19 protein-coding genes are annotated in these 16,668 nt (G+C 60.9%); 8 read left to right on the forward strand and 11 right to left on the reverse strand.

The features are described from left to right. Nucleotides 1–246: 246 nt before the first annotated feature. A complete protein-coding gene (locus AB0N65_RS02925; protein ID WP_364157449.1) occupies nucleotides 247–1,032 on the reverse strand; it encodes a hypothetical protein in 786 nt (261 codons plus the stop codon). Nucleotides 1,033–1,160: 128 nt separating this feature from the next. Here AB0N65_RS02925 and AB0N65_RS02930 point away from each other — a divergent pair, with 128 nt between their 5' ends. Next, nucleotides 1,161–1,991, forward strand: coding sequence for a hypothetical protein (locus tag AB0N65_RS02930; RefSeq protein WP_364157452.1), 831 nt, complete (start codon nucleotides 1,161–1,163; stop codon nucleotides 1,989–1,991). Between the two features lie 61 nt (nucleotides 1,992–2,052). On the opposite strand, the gene AB0N65_RS02935 is transcribed toward AB0N65_RS02930, so the two are convergent. The 3 genes from AB0N65_RS02935 to AB0N65_RS02945 form a co-directional block, all read right to left on the reverse strand. Next, nucleotides 2,053–2,484, reverse strand: a complete 432-nt coding sequence (locus AB0N65_RS02935; protein WP_364157454.1) for a VOC family protein — start codon at nucleotides 2,482–2,484, stop codon at nucleotides 2,053–2,055. Between the two features lie 82 nt (nucleotides 2,485–2,566). Beyond that, nucleotides 2,567–3,022, reverse strand: a complete 456-nt coding sequence (locus AB0N65_RS02940; protein WP_364157456.1) for a VOC family protein — start codon at nucleotides 3,020–3,022, stop codon at nucleotides 2,567–2,569. A gap of 140 nt (nucleotides 3,023–3,162) precedes the next feature. Then, nucleotides 3,163–3,540, reverse strand: a complete 378-nt coding sequence (locus AB0N65_RS02945) for a VOC family protein (RefSeq protein WP_364157458.1) — start codon at nucleotides 3,538–3,540, stop codon at nucleotides 3,163–3,165. 130 nt (nucleotides 3,541–3,670) lie between these two features. Between AB0N65_RS02945 and AB0N65_RS02950 the strand changes: the two genes are divergently transcribed. Beyond that, nucleotides 3,671–4,060 (forward strand): DUF3054 domain-containing protein, encoded by a 390-nt coding sequence (locus AB0N65_RS02950; RefSeq protein ID WP_364157461.1) that lies wholly within the window; start codon nucleotides 3,671–3,673, stop codon nucleotides 4,058–4,060. A gap of 72 nt (nucleotides 4,061–4,132) precedes the next feature. Next, complete coding sequence (locus AB0N65_RS02955; protein ID WP_364157463.1) at nucleotides 4,133–4,411, forward strand: Lrp/AsnC ligand binding domain-containing protein; 279 nt, start codon at nucleotides 4,133–4,135, stop codon at nucleotides 4,409–4,411. Between the two features lie 56 nt (nucleotides 4,412–4,467). Here AB0N65_RS02955 and trpD read toward each other — a convergent pair whose 3' ends face one another. Further along, nucleotides 4,468–5,526, reverse strand: a complete 1,059-nt coding sequence (gene trpD, locus AB0N65_RS02960) for an anthranilate phosphoribosyltransferase (protein WP_364157466.1) — start codon at nucleotides 5,524–5,526, stop codon at nucleotides 4,468–4,470. 148 nt (nucleotides 5,527–5,674) lie between these two features. Here trpD and AB0N65_RS02965 point away from each other — a divergent pair, with 148 nt between their 5' ends. The 4 genes from AB0N65_RS02965 (at nucleotide 5,675) to AB0N65_RS02980 (ending at nucleotide 10,011) form a co-directional block, all read left to right on the forward strand. After that, the gene (locus tag AB0N65_RS02965) at nucleotides 5,675–6,313 is read left to right on the forward strand and encodes a heme-copper oxidase subunit III (protein WP_364157468.1); all 639 of its coding nucleotides are present in this window, start codon (nucleotides 5,675–5,677) and stop codon (nucleotides 6,311–6,313) included. Nucleotides 6,314–6,400: 87 nt separating this feature from the next. Beyond that, nucleotides 6,401–7,189: a c-type cytochrome gene (locus AB0N65_RS02970; protein ID WP_364157471.1), complete on the forward strand. Its 789-nt coding sequence runs from the start codon at nucleotides 6,401–6,403 to the stop codon at nucleotides 7,187–7,189. A 97-nt stretch (nucleotides 7,190–7,286) separates the two neighbouring features. Continuing rightward, nucleotides 7,287–8,360: a Rieske 2Fe-2S domain-containing protein gene (locus tag AB0N65_RS02975; protein ID WP_364157473.1), complete on the forward strand. Its 1,074-nt coding sequence runs from the start codon at nucleotides 7,287–7,289 to the stop codon at nucleotides 8,358–8,360. Beyond that, nucleotides 8,338–10,011 carry a ubiquinol-cytochrome c reductase cytochrome b subunit gene (locus tag AB0N65_RS02980; protein WP_364157476.1) on the forward strand — a complete coding sequence of 558 codons (1,674 nt, stop codon included), beginning with the start codon at nucleotides 8,338–8,340 and terminating at the stop codon, nucleotides 10,009–10,011. Before AB0N65_RS02975 ends, AB0N65_RS02980 begins: the two co-directional genes overlap by 23 nt. 97 nt (nucleotides 10,012–10,108) lie before the next feature. Here the strand turns inward: AB0N65_RS02980 and AB0N65_RS02985 are convergent, their stop codons facing one another. Continuing rightward, nucleotides 10,109–10,897, reverse strand: coding sequence for a GntR family transcriptional regulator (locus AB0N65_RS02985; RefSeq protein ID WP_364157479.1), 789 nt, complete (start codon nucleotides 10,895–10,897; stop codon nucleotides 10,109–10,111). A gap of 162 nt (nucleotides 10,898–11,059) precedes the next feature. Here AB0N65_RS02985 and AB0N65_RS02990 point away from each other — a divergent pair, with 162 nt between their 5' ends. After that, nucleotides 11,060–11,353 (forward strand): HPr family phosphocarrier protein, encoded by a 294-nt coding sequence (locus AB0N65_RS02990; RefSeq protein ID WP_364157482.1) that lies wholly within the window; start codon nucleotides 11,060–11,062, stop codon nucleotides 11,351–11,353. Between the two features lie 103 nt (nucleotides 11,354–11,456). Here the strand turns inward: AB0N65_RS02990 and AB0N65_RS02995 are convergent, their stop codons facing one another. From AB0N65_RS02995 to AB0N65_RS03015, 5 genes are all read right to left on the reverse strand, one after another. Beyond that, entirely contained in the window at nucleotides 11,457–11,858 is a 402-nt protein-coding gene (locus AB0N65_RS02995) for a cytochrome c oxidase subunit 4 (protein WP_364157485.1), read from the reverse strand. Continuing rightward, nucleotides 11,855–13,576 (reverse strand): cytochrome c oxidase subunit I, encoded by a 1,722-nt coding sequence (gene ctaD, locus AB0N65_RS03000; RefSeq protein WP_364157488.1) that lies wholly within the window; start codon nucleotides 13,574–13,576, stop codon nucleotides 11,855–11,857. Before ctaD ends, AB0N65_RS02995 begins: the two co-directional genes overlap by 4 nt. A gap of 10 nt (nucleotides 13,577–13,586) precedes the next feature. Then, a complete protein-coding gene (gene coxB / locus AB0N65_RS03005) occupies nucleotides 13,587–14,456 on the reverse strand; it encodes a cytochrome c oxidase subunit II (RefSeq protein ID WP_364157491.1) in 870 nt (289 codons plus the stop codon). 184 nt (nucleotides 14,457–14,640) lie between these two features. Next, entirely contained in the window at nucleotides 14,641–15,030 is a 390-nt protein-coding gene (locus AB0N65_RS03010) for an iron-sulfur cluster assembly accessory protein (RefSeq protein ID WP_364157494.1), read from the reverse strand. A 174-nt stretch (nucleotides 15,031–15,204) separates the two neighbouring features. After that, the gene (locus AB0N65_RS03015) at nucleotides 15,205–16,638 is read right to left on the reverse strand and encodes a dipeptidase (protein ID WP_364157497.1); all 1,434 of its coding nucleotides are present in this window, start codon (nucleotides 16,636–16,638) and stop codon (nucleotides 15,205–15,207) included. Between the last annotated feature and the right edge of the window lie 30 nt (nucleotides 16,639–16,668).

The raw sequence follows: 16,668 nt of genomic DNA on the forward strand, positions 1-16,668 counted from the left end.
GCTACTTCCACTCCCGTTGTTTAAACGCCGATAATCTACATTATGTAAAGTTGAACAGTGAGTATTGCATCTGATGCACGATGTCCGCAGGGACGCAGCTAGAAACGTGGTTAATGCTGAGGATGCAAGATCGTTCCCCCGGCCCCTGTGCCCCGCGCGCTATCCGCCCTGGCCTCCATGGCCGCTTTATGGTCAAGCAAGCCCACGTCGAGTGCCTGTGCCACGCCACGCGCTGGGGTGCCAATATCAGGGCACTTTTGGAATGGCAATCTCACGGGCTGGCATGACGGCGGCGTTGAGGACGGCGCGATCTCCTAGCGGCTGCTCGAGATCGACCGTGAACGGCGTGGCCGGGTTTCCCTGACAGGATGCCACCTGGGCAATTGCGGGCCGGACCCCGATCACGACCTCGACCGTGGACTCGGTTTCGATGAGATTTACGACTTCCACCCGCCCCTCGGCGTTCTGGCCGGAATTGCAGTCGGACTCCGTGACGAGCAATGCGAGGCGATCGGATTCAGGAACTGGCGGTGAAGCGGGATCAAGTGTGACTCCTCCGGCACGCAGTTCGCCGAGGTCGAGCGTCGGCGTACAGGTCGATGACTCAACTACAGCCCAGACCGGCTTGCCTGGTTCCGACATCATGGAGTGTGTGGAAATGACAATGTAGGTGTAATCGCGGACATCACCTTGGCCGCTATCTTGGGGAGCTGCGAGCTTATTCATGAGCATCACACGATCGCTGCTCTCCTGCGCAATCAGCCATGTGCCGGGGTTGAACTGTTCGACATTGAGCCCGCCGAGGGCAGGTGCGGCCTCCGGCGCAAGCTCGCTCGCTCGCCTCGGGTTCTCCAGCGCGTAAACCGGCACCTTGTTCCCCTGACACAGCACCACATCGGGTTTGTTGTACGTGGCCGCGGCACTGGCCGGGCTACCCGTCGACGGACCATGGGAGGCGCAGCCGCTCCCCAACAAGATCACGGTCCCGCAGACCGCCGGAAGTCGAACTACGGCTGTTGACAGGTTCCCCATGCCACCTAGGGTACGGCCTTCCATTGACACGGGTTCGCAATTGAGTGCCGTACAGGGATAGCGCAGCGAAGCTCCCCTGGCAATCTGCCCGCGGCCACGACGACGCACTGCGCTAAAATGGAGCGATCATGACCGGTGCACCAGCCCGTCTTCTGGCTTGGCTTGCTGTCCTCGCGGGCCTTGTTACCGGCTGCGTGCCCGAGGCCGGACGCGATAACTCCCCACCCACTCAGCCAGCCCCGGTCTCCTCCGTACCCGCACTCTCGTCCGGCGGCCCCTCTCCCACGCCCCTTGTGCCGGAGGTCCTGTCAGAGACTCCCGCGCCAACCCCTATCGCCGCTCCTCCCCCGGTCCCCCAGCCTTTTGCGCTCAATCTGTATCAAGAAGGCGACTTCGTGCCGCAGTACACGTTCGATTGGTGCGTTGCCGCGAGCATCCAGATCGCCCACAACCTCGTCGATGACACCGGAGGCGGAACGTGGGCGGATCGCGCTCAGCAGAACGAATTGTGGAACATGGCGCGGGCGCGGTCGTCCAACTCCTTCAACGGCGCCAATCCCCTCGGTTGGGCACAGGTGCTGACGGAGGTCGGAATGGGGCCTTACAGCGTCGTCAGCATCGCCGGCTACGAGGACGCGCTGCAAACTGCGGCTCGTGCCATCACTGAAACCGGACGCCCCGTGGGCCTGGTCATGTGGAGCGGCCGTCATGCGTGGGTGATGAGCGGCTTTGAGTCCCTGGGTGAGCCCGGCCAAGTCCCGGACTTCTCCGTTACAGGGGTCCGCGTACTGGATCCGCTGTATCCGCACGGCAGCGGACAATGGGGCCCTTCACCCGCGCCCAATAGCCTGCTTACTCCTGAACAACTGGCAACCCAGTTCGTCGTCCGTGAGCCGAGGCGTTGGAGCAGCGATCTTTCCGCCGGCTACCTGCTGGTGCTGCCGCGAAACACCTACTGATTCCCCAGAAACACAGGAGCGCCCCGTCCGGCAACGCCGGACGGGGCGCTCACAAACCGGTCTACTGCTGTGCTTGCTGGTCCCCGGCAATATTGACCAGCCACGCTATCCCGAACTTGTCGACGCACATCCCGAACGTATCGCCCCAGGGCGCGCTCTCGAGCGGCATGGTGACCGTACCGCCGTCGACGAGTTTGTCCCAATAGCCGCGCAGCTCGGCCTCGTCCGAGGAGTCCCCACTGAGCGACACGGACATGTTGTTTCCGGGGTTATAGTCCATCCCGTTGGGAGTGTCCGCAGCCATCAGCGTTAACCCATTGGGTGTCACGAGCATGGAATGCATCACTTTGTCGGCTTCGGCTGGATCCTGGCTTGCCTGATACTCGCCGAACGTACTGAGGCTGAGTTCGCCACCGAACACGGACTCATAAAAATTGATCGCGTCCCGGGCGTTGTCGCGGAACGAGATATACGGATTGAGGCGGGTGGTCATCTGTTCTCCTCATGGTTGTTTATCTTGTGCGCACGTCACCGTGCAGTACCTCCGGCGCCAAGCGGCGCCTGCCGCCGGACTTTCAGTCGCCGTCGTAAGCCTTTTGCAAGACGTTAATGTCCAACTTCCGCATCTTCAGCATCGCTTCCATCGCCCGCTGGGATCCTGCGGGATCGGGACCGTTGAGCAGTCGGGGCATGGCCGTAGGAACTATCTGCCAAGAGAGCCCGTACTTGTCCTTCAACCATCCGCACTGGCTCTCCTCTCCCCCTTCCAGGAGGGCGTTCCAATAGCGGTCCACTTCTTCCTGGTTGTTGCAGTTGACCACCAGTGAAACCGCCTCATTGAAAGTGAAGGCGGGGCCCCCGTTGAGAGCCAGGAATTGCGTGCCCTCAAGCGTGAAGTCAACGGTCAGGACGTTCCCGTCAGGTCCCTTCATCGACTCCCCAAGGGAAGAATCATCAAACGTCGACGTGTAAAACTCCGCAGCCTCGGCCGCTTGGCCGTCAAACCACAAACAGGTGGAAATCTTCTGCATACCGCAATCCCTCCAAGCTGGTCAGGAAACCGTCGTCCCCCGAATGAGGCTAGTCGCGCGGGTTCGCGCACACAACGCCCGACGGCGGTACACCCTCATGTGTTTTTCCAACCTTCGTTTGGGCTGCTTCGGGTGCCGTGCTAATCACCGGCAGCCAGGGTATGACTGACCAGACCTACCGTGTTCGATTCGCTGTCTTCGATGAACGCCATCCATTCCTCGGAATTCGACGGCCCGAGTGTGTTGTCGTCATGGGTATAGATCAACTGAGGGTCTTGGACGATCTTGACGCCACGACTACGAAGTGCTGCGACCGTGCCATGAAGGTCGGCCACCTCGAAATACAGGAGTGACGAAGGCGCGCCCTTCTCGAGAAGAAGCCGCACGCCCCCGACATCGAAGAAGAGCAGGCCGGGAGGATCGAACAGCGCCGCGGGTTCGACATCAAAAAGTGCCGCGTAAAAAGCTGCCGCCCTTTTCAGATCGTCAGCATGCTGGGCTACCTGCACGAATCTCATGGCTTCCTCCTGGCCGATCCTCCGAGGGTCCTGCCAGAATAGTTGCCTTGAGGCCGCACCTTGGCAAGGGGCATGCGGCCCACAGAGTCAACTTCGCTTTCGGGAGTCTCCCACGGATACCCTCGAATCCATGCACACACCAACGAGAACCTGGATTCTTGCCGCCGTCGGAGACCTCGTCCTGATTCTTGTCTTCGCTGCCATCGGCCGCGACGCTCACGCTCGCGGAGACATCGTCACGGGTGCATTCGCCACGGCATGGCCCTTCCTGGTGGGCGGTGCGCTTGGCTGGATGATCGCCCGGGCTTGGCGGAAGCCCCTGGCCATCCGGCCGTCAGGCTTGCTGATTTGGTTGGCAGCCGTAGGCGTGGGCATGCTGCTCCGAGCAGTGACCGGACAAACAGTGGTTATCCCCTTTGTCATCGTTGCCCTGCTAAGCCTGGGAACTTTCCTGCTGGGCTTCCGCGTCGTGGCCGGCGCGACTCTCCGAACACTCGCCCAGCGGCAACGCCGGGACTGATCCGCTGAGGGACAGACCCGATGCACTACGCTGGAGAGCGTCCGCAACGATGCTTTTCCGGAAAGGCCCCACGTGATCACCGCATTCGTCCTGATCAAGACCGACGCCTCACGCATACCGGAGACTGCCGAGCAAATTTCGGCCATCCAGGGCATCAGTGAGGTTTACTCGGTTACCGGCGAATGGGACCTCATCGCCGTAGCAAGGGTCACGAAACACGAAGATCTGGCCGACGTCATCGCCGACCGCCTTTCCAAGGTTCCGTCGGTGGTGCACACAACCACCCACATCGCCTTCCGCGCTTACTCGCAGCATGATCTCGATGCTGCGTTTTCCCTCGGCTTCGAGTAAATCGCCCTAGGCTCTCGCTCCTTAGGGCCTCGCCTGCATGCAGGTTCCGGGGAGGCTCAGCCTTGGCTGAGCTCAACCCACTTGGCGAGCACCCCGGCGGCCTTGCCCGAATCCACCGACTCAGCAGCCCGTGCGAACGCAGAACGCATCCGATCCAGCAATGGACCTTCGGCCTGCAGGTCCGCTGCTACCAGCCCCGCCGCGGCATTCAAGAGCACCGCGTCGCGTACAGGTCCCGTTTTGCCGTCCAGGATCTCCCTGACAACCTCGGCGTTGGCGGCAGCGTCACCTCCACGCAGGTCCGCCACCGTGGAGGGGCTGATGCCAAGTTCCGTGGGCGAAAAGACCTGCTCGGCCACGGTACCGTTCCTGATTTCCCACACAGTCGAGGGACCTGTCGGGGTCAGTTCGTCCAATCCGTCGTCGCCACGGAAAACCAGGCCGCGGCTGCCTCGTCGTGCAAGCACCCCCGCCACCAGTGGAGCCATCCGTGCGTTGGCGACACCTACCGCCGAAGCCTGAACGTGTGCAGGGTTGGTCATGGGACCCAGGAAGTTGAACGCGGTGGGAACGGCCAACTCTCGGCGTGGAACTGCCGTGTGGCGGAACGAAGGATGGAAGACCTGGGCGAAGCAGAAGGTGATTCCTGCCTCTTCGGCGTTTCGGGCGACCTGTTCAATCGATAGGTCGAGCCGAACGCCCAGCGCTTCCAATACGTCAGCCGACCCGGAGGTCGACGACGCCGCGCGGTTGCCGTGCTTGACCACCTTTGCACCAGCACCGGCGGCAACGAGTGCAGCCATGGTAGAGATGTTGACGGTGTTGAGCCGGTCCCCGCCTGTTCCCACAATGTCCAGCTTCTGGCCGGAGATTGTGATGGGATTCGCGTTGTGGACCATGGCCTCCACAAGGCCGGCCAACTCTTCGACGGTTTCGCCCTTGGCGCGCAGAGCGACCAGGAATCCGGCTATCTGCGCCGGCGTCGCTTCGCCGGCCATGATCGTGTTCATGGCCCACTCGGTGTTGCTCACTGCAAGGTCGTCGCCGTTGATCAGTGCTGAGATGAGTCCAGGCCAGGTATTGCTGGCTGCAGGTGCCGATGCCGGAGAAGTCACCTCCTGATGCTATCGACCGAGCCGGGCCCATGACCAATGTGAACCGCACCGGGAACTTTTCCGCGCGATTTCGCGTCTTTGTAGAAAAAGTCTCCCGAATCGGTGGTTTGCATTGGGAACTCTGGACTTTTACAGACATAATGTCCTTGTGACATCTGCGACCCATGCCCCCAGTACCCCGGCGCACCCGACGCTGAACCGCCCCAACTTGGTTTCTGTTGGAACCGTAGTTTGGCTGTCCAGTGAGTTGATGTTCTTCGCCGGCCTCTTTGCCATGTACTTCACCCTGCGCTCCACATCCGGCGTGATGTGGGCTGAGGAGACGGCCAAGCTCAACTTCCCGTTTGCGCTCGTCAACACGATCGTCCTGGTTGCAAGTTCCTTCACTTGCCAGATGGGCGTCTTCGCTGCTGAGCGCCTCGAACCGCGCCGCACGGGCGGACCGCTGCAGGTGACCCGCTGGGGTATGAACGAATGGTTCATTCTCACCTTCATCATGGGTGCCTTCTTCGTCGCGGGCCAGACTACTGAGTACGCCATGCTCGTCTCCGAGCATGTCTCCCTCTCCTCCAACGCGTACGGCTCTGCGTTCTACATGACCACGGGCTTCCACGGCCTGCACGTCCTCGGCGGTTTGATCGCATTCCTCTTCATCATCGGCCGCGCCTTTGCGGCCAAGAAGTTCGGGCACTTTGAAGCAACGTCGGCGATCGTCACCTCGTACTACTGGCACTTCGTCGACGTTGTGTGGATTGGCCTCTTCCTGGTCATCTACGTCCTCAAGTAGCCCGGCTTTGACTCTTTTTCTACAAGAGGCAGAATTTCAAGAAGCGGCTCACGGAGCCGACGCAGGATCGAATAAAGGAACCACCACGTGAAGGCACTCTCGCAGAAGCGACGTCACCCACTGGCAGCCATTGCGCTGCTGCTGATGGGCCTCCTCCTCACTGGTGGGCTTTACGCCGTTGCCACATCTGTCAACCAGGCCAAGGCCGACACCACAAGCTACAGCGCCAGTGACGTAGAAGAAGGCGGCAAGCTCTTTGCCGCCAACTGCGCCACCTGCCATGGCATGGGTGCCAGCGGAACCCAGGACGGCCCCTCGCTGGTCGGCGTGGGTGCCGCAGCTGTTGACTTCCAGGTTGGCACCGGCCGTATGCCCATGCAGATGAATGGCCCGCAGGCACAGAAGAAGCCCGTCCAGTTCAACGAAGAGCAGACCACGCAGCTCTCCGCTTACGTTGCATCGCTCGGCGCAGGTCCGGCCATCCCGGAGGAACACCTTCTGGACGAAAAGGGGGACGCAGCCAACGGTGGCGAACTCTTCCGCGTCAACTGCGCCATGTGCCACAACGCCGCTGCTGCTGGTGGAGCCCTGACCCGCGGTAAGTTCGCTCCGGCGCTGGCCGATGTCACCGGCAAGCACATCTACGAAGCAATGGCTACCGGCCCGCAGAACATGCCTGTGTTCAGCGACTCCAACGTCACCCCCGAAGACAAGCGCGACATCATCACCTTCCTGAAGACCATCGAAGCAAACGGCTCCCCTGGCGGTGCTGACCTTGGATCGCTGGGTCCGGTTGCTGAAGGCCTGTTTGTCTGGGTAGCCGGTCTGGGCGTCATCATTGCCTTCACGATTTGGCTGACATCCCGCACTTCCTAGTCCGGGCGCTGCAAAAACTTCTGCTGCACGGTCAGCAGTTTGGAACTGAAAATTACTCGGCTCAGGCCGAGACAACGAGAGAAGGATGAGGCGAATTATGGGCAACCATAGTGACGGCAGTCCGAACCACTCGGGCACCGTAGCTACGGCTGGTCAGAATGAGGTGGAGAAGTTCCAGGATCCTGGTCTTCCTCCGCATCGTTTGCGCCTGGCTGACACGGACCCGGTAGCCGCAAAGCGAGCCGAGCGTCAGGTAGCCATTCTGTTTGGCACCTCCGTCATCGGCACGTTGGTCTTCCTGGTGGCTTACTTTGCCATCGATCTGGGTGGCGATGAGTCCACAATTGCAACCATCCGGACCCAGAACCTGCTTCTGGGCCTGGGTACCGCGTTCGCAATGCTCGGCATCGGTACCGGCATCGTGCACTGGGCCAAGGCCCTGATGCCCGATCACGAAGTCTCTGAAGAGCGCCATGCCATCCGCACCGAAGAAGACCGCCAGGCCGCTGTCCGCATCGTCGACGACATCGTCGAAGAGACCGGCATCAAGCGCCGCCCGCTGATCCGCAACACCCTTCTTGGTGCCGTTGCTTTGGCACCCCTCCCCGCGATCGCCATCTTTGGCGACCTGGGACCTCGTCCGGACGACAAGCTCGCACACACCATGTGGGCTCCTGAAGGCGGCAAGCTCAAGCGACTGACGCGCGACCCCGACGGCACGCCGATCAAGGCATCGGATGTCACCATCGGTTCGGCATTCCACGTCATCCCCGAGGGCCTGAACGAGCTCCACGAAGGAAAGCTGAACGAGAAGGCCAAGGCAGTAGTCCTGCTGATGCGTCTGGACCCGGACTCACTCAACCCTTCCGAGGGCCGCGAAAACTGGGGTTACAACGGCATCGTTGCCTACTCCAAGATCTGCACGCACGTTGGCTGCCCGGTTGCTCTGTACGAGCAGCAGACGCACCACCTTCTGTGCCCCTGCCACCAGTCCACGTTCGACCTCACGCAGGAATGCAAGGTCATCTTTGGACCGGCAAGCCGTCCGCTCCCCCAGCTGCCCATCGCAGTTGACGCCGAGGGCTACCTCGTCGCTACCAGCGACTTCAAAGAACCTGTAGGACCGAGTTACTGGGAGCGTGACGAGCATGAGCGCCTCATCAACAGCTGAAGCCCCCTTCGTAGCGAAGACCAAAGTTGGCCGTTTCACTGACTTCGTAGACCAGCGTGTAGGTGGCTCCGGCATCCTCCGCGAATTCGGCCGCAAAGTCTTCCCGGACCACTGGTCATTCATGTTCGGTGAGGTGGCGCTGTATTCCTTCGTCATCCTGCTGTTGTCAGGTACCTTCCTGACCTTCTTCTTCGATCCTTCGATGGCGGAAACCCACTACCAGGGTTCCTACACGCCGTTGTACAACGTCGAAATGTCCGTTGCCTACAGCTCGTCGTTGAACATCTCGTTCGATGTCCGCGGTGGCCTCTTCATGCGCCAGGTGCACCACTGGGCGGCTCTGCTGTTCGTGGCTTCCCTTGGCGTCCACATGCTGCGTGTCTTCTTCACGGGTGCTTTCCGCAAGCCCCGTGAAATGAACTGGGTAGTCGGCGGAGTGCTCCTCATCCTCGCGATGGCAGCAGGCTTTACCGGTTACTCCCTCCCCGATGATCTGCTGTCCGGCAACGGCCTCCGCATCATCGACGGTGTGATCAAGTCAATCCCGGTTGTTGGCACGTACATATCGTTCTTCCTCTTCGGCGGAGAGTTCCCCGGCACTGCCATCATTGGCCGCCTGTACGTCCTTCACATCCTTCTGGTTCCGGCCCTCATTCTGCTGATGATCGTTATCCACCTCTTCATGGTTGTCGTTCACAAGCACACCCAGTACCCCGGCCCGGGCCGCAACGACGGCAACGTCGTCGGCTACCCTCTTGGCCCTGTCTACGCTGCCAAGGCCGGCGGGTTCTTCTTCATCGTCTTCGGCGTGCTGGCCCTCATGGCAGCTGCCTTCACGATCAACCCGATCTGGAACTACGGCCCCTACGACCCCTCTCCTGTCTCTGCTGGTACCCAGCCTGACTGGTACATCGGCTTCGTTGACGGTGCCCTGCGTCTCATGCCGGGTGTCATCAACGACTTCCACTTCGAGTACGTCATCTTCGGCTACACGCTGACTCTTAACGTCCTGCTCCCGGCACTTGTGCCTGCAGGCATTATCTTCACTGTGTTGTTCATGTACCCGTGGATCGAACGCTGGATCACCAAGGACGACCGCGAGCACCACGTCCTCGACCGGCCGCGCAACGCTCCCACCCGTACTGCGATTGGTGTTGCAGGTTTCACCTGGTACTGCGTTATGTGGGCAGCTGCAGGTTCCGACCTCATCGCGACGCACTTCCACGTCTCACTGAATGACGTCACGTACTGGCTCCGCGCACTGTTCTTCGTCGGCCCGGTCATCGCATTCATCGTCACCAAGCGCATAGCCCTGGCTCTCCAGCGCAAGGACCGCGAGATTGCCCTGCACGGCCGTGAGACCGGTCGTATTGTCCGACTCCCCCACGGTGAGTTCATCGAAGTACACGCGCCCCTGGACGAGTACAAGCGCTACAAGCTCGTCGGATTCGAGTCGCCGGCTCCCCTGCCGGCAGTGCCGAACGAACACGGTGTGGTTACCCGTAAGGAAAAGCGCCGCGCGGCTCTTTCCAAGTGGTTCTTCGAGGACCGCGTTGCCCCCGCTACTCCGGCAGAGCTGGAAGCGGCACACGCCCACGGCCACCACGAGGCCATCGAGGCAGGCGAAGGTCAGAAGACCCTCAGCCACTAACGGCAGGTAATGCAAAAGCGGGGCCCGGTCCACATGGACCGGGCCCCGCTTTTGCATTTAAGCGATGTACGAAAGCACTAAAGCAGGACACCAATTGCTACTGCGTACGGTAACCGGAGGAATAGTTCCGGGTGGGGCGTACGCCTGGCCGCTGTAGCGGTACCCACAGCTTGTACCGATCGGCCCTGTAGTAGGAAACGGAGTAATCCACCATGGCGCGGGCTACGAAAGCGTGACGCTGAATCTTCAACAGCGGCGAGCCGACGTCCACGTTGAGAAGACGCGCGGTGGACGGAGAAGCTGCTGTAGCCTCGATCATGTCCTCACCCCATTCCATGACCAGGCCGAAACGTTCACTCAGGACGTTATACAGCGAAGTCGGTGGCGCCTCGTCCAGCAACCCGGGAACACGGTGGGCCGGAATGAAGTTCTCGTCCACGCTCATGGGCTCATTGTCGGCAAGGAGCAAGCGCCGGAAACGTACCAGCGGCGTACCTTCTTCCAGCTGCAGCTCACGCGCGAGGAAAGCGCTGGCAGCAATTTGCTCAAAACTGAGGACTTTGGCGGCCGGCACCATGCCTCGACGCTGCATTTCCTCGCTGTAGGACGTCAGCTTAACTTGGAGATCCAACTTCGGCTTCCTGACGAACGTGCCGAGACCCACCACCCTCTCGATGACTTCTTCACCCACCAAGGCATCGATGGCCTGCCGGACTGTCATGCGTGCAAGGCCAAATCGTATGGACAAGTCCCGCTCGGAGGGCAACGAGGAACCTGGCGGACATGACTGAGCAATGAATGTCCGGAGTATTTCCCGAAGTTGAATGTAGATCGGCGTGCTGCTGGTTCGGTCGATCTCGCCGGTGATGCTCGCTGCCTCAGCCATGAGGCATCTCAGACTTCGCTTGGGTCATATATCAAGGGTAAAACAGCACAGGTTCAGGTCTAGACCACCGTGACTCACGAGTGTGGCTCTTCGCCCCGTGCCCGTTACGCTTGAATGGACAAAATTCCCGGGCGGACGATCCGTCTTAGCAAAGGAGCTGGCTTGCCGCAGCAGAAATCTTTCGTGGCCGCGGAGATCGGCCTGCACGCCCGCGCGGCGGCGACGTTCGTCCGGGCTGTTACCGAGACCGGACTTCCCGTCACCATCCGAAAGCACGATGGTCGGCACGTCGACGCCCGCTCACTCTTGGAGGTCATGACAGAGGACTTCGAGCACGGGTGCGAAGTCCTGCTTGAGCTGCCCCTGGAGGCCCTGCAGGAAGGCCAGAGCGCCTCGGAGGCTCAGGAGGTCCTCATCAGCCTTTCAGCGGTCCTGGAGGGCGCTCAAGCCCGCTAAGGCCCCTTCGGAGACTCGCAGCGAAGCCGGGCAAACAACGCTATACGCATTAACGACGGCGGGCCCCACCAGAAGGTGGGGCCCGCCGTCGTATGGGTTGTTGCTAGTGGGCGTGATCGCCGCGGCTGTATTCGAAGACCCAGCCGATCAGGGCGACGAGAGCGAGACCGCCCGCAACGTAAGTTACCCAGAACCCGACTGCCAGGCCGAGGAAACCTCCGGCGCATGCCAGGCCGAGAACCAGCGGCCACCAGCTCCAGGGGCTGAAGTGGCCCTGCTCGCCGGCACCCTCGTGGATTTCGGCGTCAGGACGGTCCTCAGGACGCATACCGATGCGCTTGCCGGTGAATCCGAGGTAAGCGCCGATCATGCCGGCCAAACCACCGACCAGCAGAATACCCATGATGCCGACCCACTCAGCCCATTCCGTCAGGAACCCGTAGGCAATCGCGACAGGGACGAAGAAGAAGACTCCGGCTCCGAAGAGCCACGATTCGATTTTCACTTACGGACGTCCTTCTGGTCAGCGTTACCGAGCAGCACTGCTGCCGGGTCCGGGGACTGGGCGGTGTGAACCTGGGCCAACTCCGGGTGGTGGAGGTCCAGGGCAGGGCGCTCAGAGCGGATACGGGGCAAGGATGTGAAGTTGTGGCGCGGCGGCGGGCAGGACGTAGCCCATTCCAGGGAGGCACCGAAGCCCCAAGGATCGTCCACTTCAACCTTCTTGTTGCTGCGCCACGTGATGTAGACGTTCCAGAAGAACGGCAGCAGTGAAGCACCCAGGACGAAGGACGAGATCGTGGAGAACTGGTTCATCCACGTGAAGTTGTCCTGCGGCATGTAATCGGCGTAACGACGAGGCATGCCTTCAACACCCAGCCAGTGCTGGATAAGGAACGTGCCGTGGAAGCCGAGGAAGAGGAGCCAGAAGTGAATCTTGCCAAGGCGCTCGTTGAGCATTTTGCCCGTCCACTTCGGCCACCAGAAGTAGAAGCCTGCGAACATTGCGAACACGACGGTACCGAAGACGACGTAGTGGAAGTGGGCCACAACGAAGTAGGAATCCGAGACGTGGAAGTCCAGGGGCGGGGAAGCCAGGATGATACCTGTCAGACCACCGAAGAGGAAGGTGACCAGGAAGCCAATGCTCCAGAGCATCGGGGTTTCAAAGGTGATGGAACCCTGCCATAACGTACCGATCCAGTTGAAGAACTTCACACCCGTTGGGACAGCAATCAGCATGGTCATGAAGGCGAAGAACGGCAGCAGAACCGAGCCCGTGACGTACATATGGTGTGCCCACACGGTGACGGAAAGTGCAGCAATCGCAATGGTTGCGTAGACAAGGCCCTTGTAGCCGAAGATCGGCTTACGGCTGAAGACCGGGAAGATCTCCGAGACGATGCCGAAGAACGGCAGGGCAATGATGTACACCTCGGGGTGTCCGAAGAACCAGAAGAGGTGCTGCCAGAGAACGGCACCGCCGTTCTCAGGATCGAAGATGTGGGCACCAAAGCGGCGGTCTGCACCGAGGGCGAACAGTGCTGCAGCGAGCGGCGGGAAGGCCATCAGGACCAGGATCGCCGTAACCAGCGTGTTCCACGTGAAGATCGGCATGCGCCACATGGTCATGCCCGGGGCACGCATGCAGATGATGGTGGTGATGAAGTTGACGGCACCAAGGATCGTACCGAAGCCCGACAGCGCCAGGCCGAAGACCCACAAGTCTCCACCAACGCCAGGACTGAACGTGGTGTTGGACAGCGGCGCGTAGGCAAACCAACCGAAGGATGCCGCACCCTGCGGCGTGATGAAGCCGGACACCGCGATGGTGGAACCGAACAGGAAGAACCAGAAGGCCAGCGCGTTCAGACGCGGGAAGGCGACGTCGGGAGCACCGATCTGGAGCGGCATGATGACGTTGGCGAAGCCGGCAAACAACGGCGTGGCAAACATCAGGAGCATGACGGTGCCATGCATGGTGAACATCTGGTTGTACTGCTCTTTGGTCTGCAGGATCTGCATGCCAGGCTCGAACAGTTCAGCACGGATCAGCAGCGCCATGACGCCACCGAGGCAGAAGAACACAAACGACGCGATGAGGTACATGTACCCGATGGTCTTGTGGTCGGTGGAGGTGATCCAGTTGACGACGATGCGTCCCTTGGACTTAGGAACTACGGGAGCCTCGAGGGTCCCGGCGGATTGAGTGTAAGTAGCCACGTCGCTCCCCTTACTTTTCGTTCAGGTTCGGATTGCGGTCATATTCCGCACCGAGCAGGCCCGTGTTGCCTTCCTGGCGGAGCTTGTCCATGTGAGCCTGGAATTCAGTCTCGGAGACAACCTTCACGCGGAAGAGCATTTCGGAGTGGTATTCACCGCAGAGTTCGGCACACTTGCCGTCGAAGGTGCCCTCCTTGGTGGGGGTGAACCTGATGTAGTTTGTCTTGCCCGGGATCATGTCGCGCTTCTGAAGGAAGGCAGGAACCCAGAAAGAGTGGATGACATCGCGGGAGTTGAGCTCAAGGTCAACCGACTTGCCAACAGGCAAGTACAGGGTGGGGAGCAGGTCCATGTTGACTTCAGCGCCGGTCAGGTGCGCCTGCACACCGGCCTCGTGGACGTCCTCGGAGATGACGTCACCCTGCTTGTAGTTGAAGTCCCAAGCCCACTGCTTGCCGCGGACGTCAACAACGACGTCGGCCGGCTGCGAGCGGTCATCGATCGCGCGCTGGTCCTGGTCGGTGAAGTAGAAGAACACAAGGACCATGAAGAGCGGGATGGTCAAGTAGAAGACCTCAAGCGGCAGGTTGTAGCTCAGCTGCTTGGGGAAACCAGTGGTGCCTTTCCGGCGGCGGTAGGCAATGATGCACCAGACCAGCAGGCCCCACGTGATGATACCGACTGCCAAGGCGGCGATCCATGAGTTGACCCAGAGGTCCATGATCCGGTCAGTGTGGTTGGTGGTACCGCGCTCAGTCGGCAGCCAACCCTTCTCTACCTCTGGTGAACATCCGGTCAAAACCAACGCGCCGGCTAGTGCCAAGCCAGTGATCGAGGTGATCTTTATGCGTCGGCTGCCGGTTCGGTTCTGCGAACTCACAGACGGCCCTTCCTCTTGTTGCTGTCTCCCGGCAGGCCAAAGGCCCACCGGGCACACTAAAAGTTTTACTACCCGATGTAGAGCTTACCGCTATCAAGCGGTTTTCGCGCACATGTCGGCGCCGTGGCTCCCGATGCGTGGAAACGCATCAAGAGAGGCGCCGACATGCGGCGAATGGCTCACGTCAGTGGAACGAATCGCCGCAGGCGCAAGACCCGCCCGCGTTCGGATTGTCGATGGTGAAGCCCTGCTTCGAGATGGTGTCCTCGAAGTCGATGCTCGCGCCGCTGAGGTAAGGAACGCTCATCTTGTCGACGACGACTTCAACACCGTCGTAGTCGCGCACGGCGTCTCCGTCGAGCAGCCGCTCGTCAAAGTAGAGCTGGTAGATCAAGCCGGAGCAGCCGCCCGGCTGGACTGCAACGCGCAGCCGCAGATCAGTACGCCCTTCCTGTTCGAGGAGGCTACGGACCTTGCCTGCTGCGACATCGGTCAGATTGACCTCGTGCGTGGGAAGCTCCTCGCTGGGGGCGAGCTGTGCTCCGGTGCTGTTTTCGTTGGTTGCAGTGCTCATTGGCCTACCTTCTTATGACGCTTTTGGCGGCCGCGTCGAAACGCAACCTGCCCTTACCCAATTACGTACGGGTTATAGCTCCATGCTACGTCGCGCAGACGCTTAGCTATAACTCCTAACGTAACCAGCCACAGCAATTGGTTGTTCCCGGACAGGAGCGATACCCGGGTGTGGTCACCCCAGGCCTTCGGCGTTAAGACGTGCCAGCATCAAGGCTTCTGCCAAAACAGCATGTCGGAAATCGCCAATGTGCAGCGACTCATTGGCGCTGTGGGCGCGCGAGTCCGGGTCCTCGACGCCGGTCACCAGGATCTGCACGTCCGGGTAAACCTCGGTGAGGTCGGCAATGAACGGAATGGAACCGCCGATTCCCATCTCCACCGGCGCCACCCCCCAAGACTCTCCGAGCGCCCAAAGAGCCACTTGTGCGGCCGAAGATGCGGTGTCGGTGGCGAACGCGTTGCCCCGCTCCCCCGGTGTGAATGTCACCGTTGCTCCAAAGGGAGCATGCGACTCCACGTGGTGTTTCAGCGCTTCCATGGCGGCATCGGGATCCTGCCCGGGAGCGAGCCGCATGCTGAACTTCGCACGGGCGGATGGGATGAGCGTGTTGGAAGCGACATCCACCGCTGGAACGTCCATTCCGATGATCGATAGGGCCGGCTTGGTCCACAAACGCGAAGCAATGGTCCCGCTCCCGGCGAGCTTCACGCCGTCGAGGACTGAAGCGTCGGCGCGGTACTCTGCTTCGGTGAGGTCTACGGCAACATCGTCTTTTGCCACCAACCCGGAAACCGCAACGTTGCCGTCGTCGTCGTGCAGCGTTGCGATAAGGCGCGACAGGAGCGTCGGGGCGTCCAGGACGGGTCCACCGAACATTCCTGAGTGGACAGCGTGCTCCAGCACGCGCACTTCAAACGTCCCGTCTACCAGTCCCCGCAGGCTGGTGGTCAGCGCCGGAACGCCGACCTTCCAGTTGCTGGAGTCCGCCACGACGATGACGTCTGAGTTCAGCAGCTCCCGGTGTTCTTCGAGGAACGTTCGGAAGGTGGGTGAGCCCGCCTCCTCCTCGCCCTCGAAGAAGAAGGTTACGCCCAGGCCAAACTCATCGCCCAACACCTTGCTCACAGCGCTGTAAGCGGCGAGGTGCGCCATGATGCCTGCCTTGTCGTCCGCGGCTCCGCGACCGTAAAGGCGTCCATTGCGCTCCTCGGCCACGAAGGGCTCGGAGTTCCAGAGGCCGCGGTCCCCCGGAGGCTGGACATCGTGGTGGGCGTACAGAAGGATTGTCGGCTTGCCGTCACGTGCAGGTCGGCGCCCGACGACGGCAGGACCACCGGGATTACCGTCCGCCTTGTTGCACCGCAGGATCCGGACGTCCTCCAGTCCGGCGTCCTTCACCAGCGCAGCAACTTCTTCTGCACTCCTGTCCAAGTCGGCGGGGTCGAAGCTGGTCCAGGCTATCCCGGGGATGCCAACGAGGTGTTTCAACGCCGCGAGGGTCTGGTCGAAGGCCGAGTCGACCGCTTGGGCCAGGTCCTGCATGGCCGGGAAGTCGCCGGAAGTCCGGTGCTGATTCTGCGGGATCTCCGCATGTGCTGAAGTCATGCCCAAACTTTACAGCGAGGCCATGCCCGC

This window comes from Paenarthrobacter sp. NPDC089322 (genome assembly GCF_040684895.1).
In the GTDB taxonomy this organism is placed as follows: domain Bacteria; phylum Actinomycetota; class Actinomycetes; order Actinomycetales; family Micrococcaceae; genus Arthrobacter.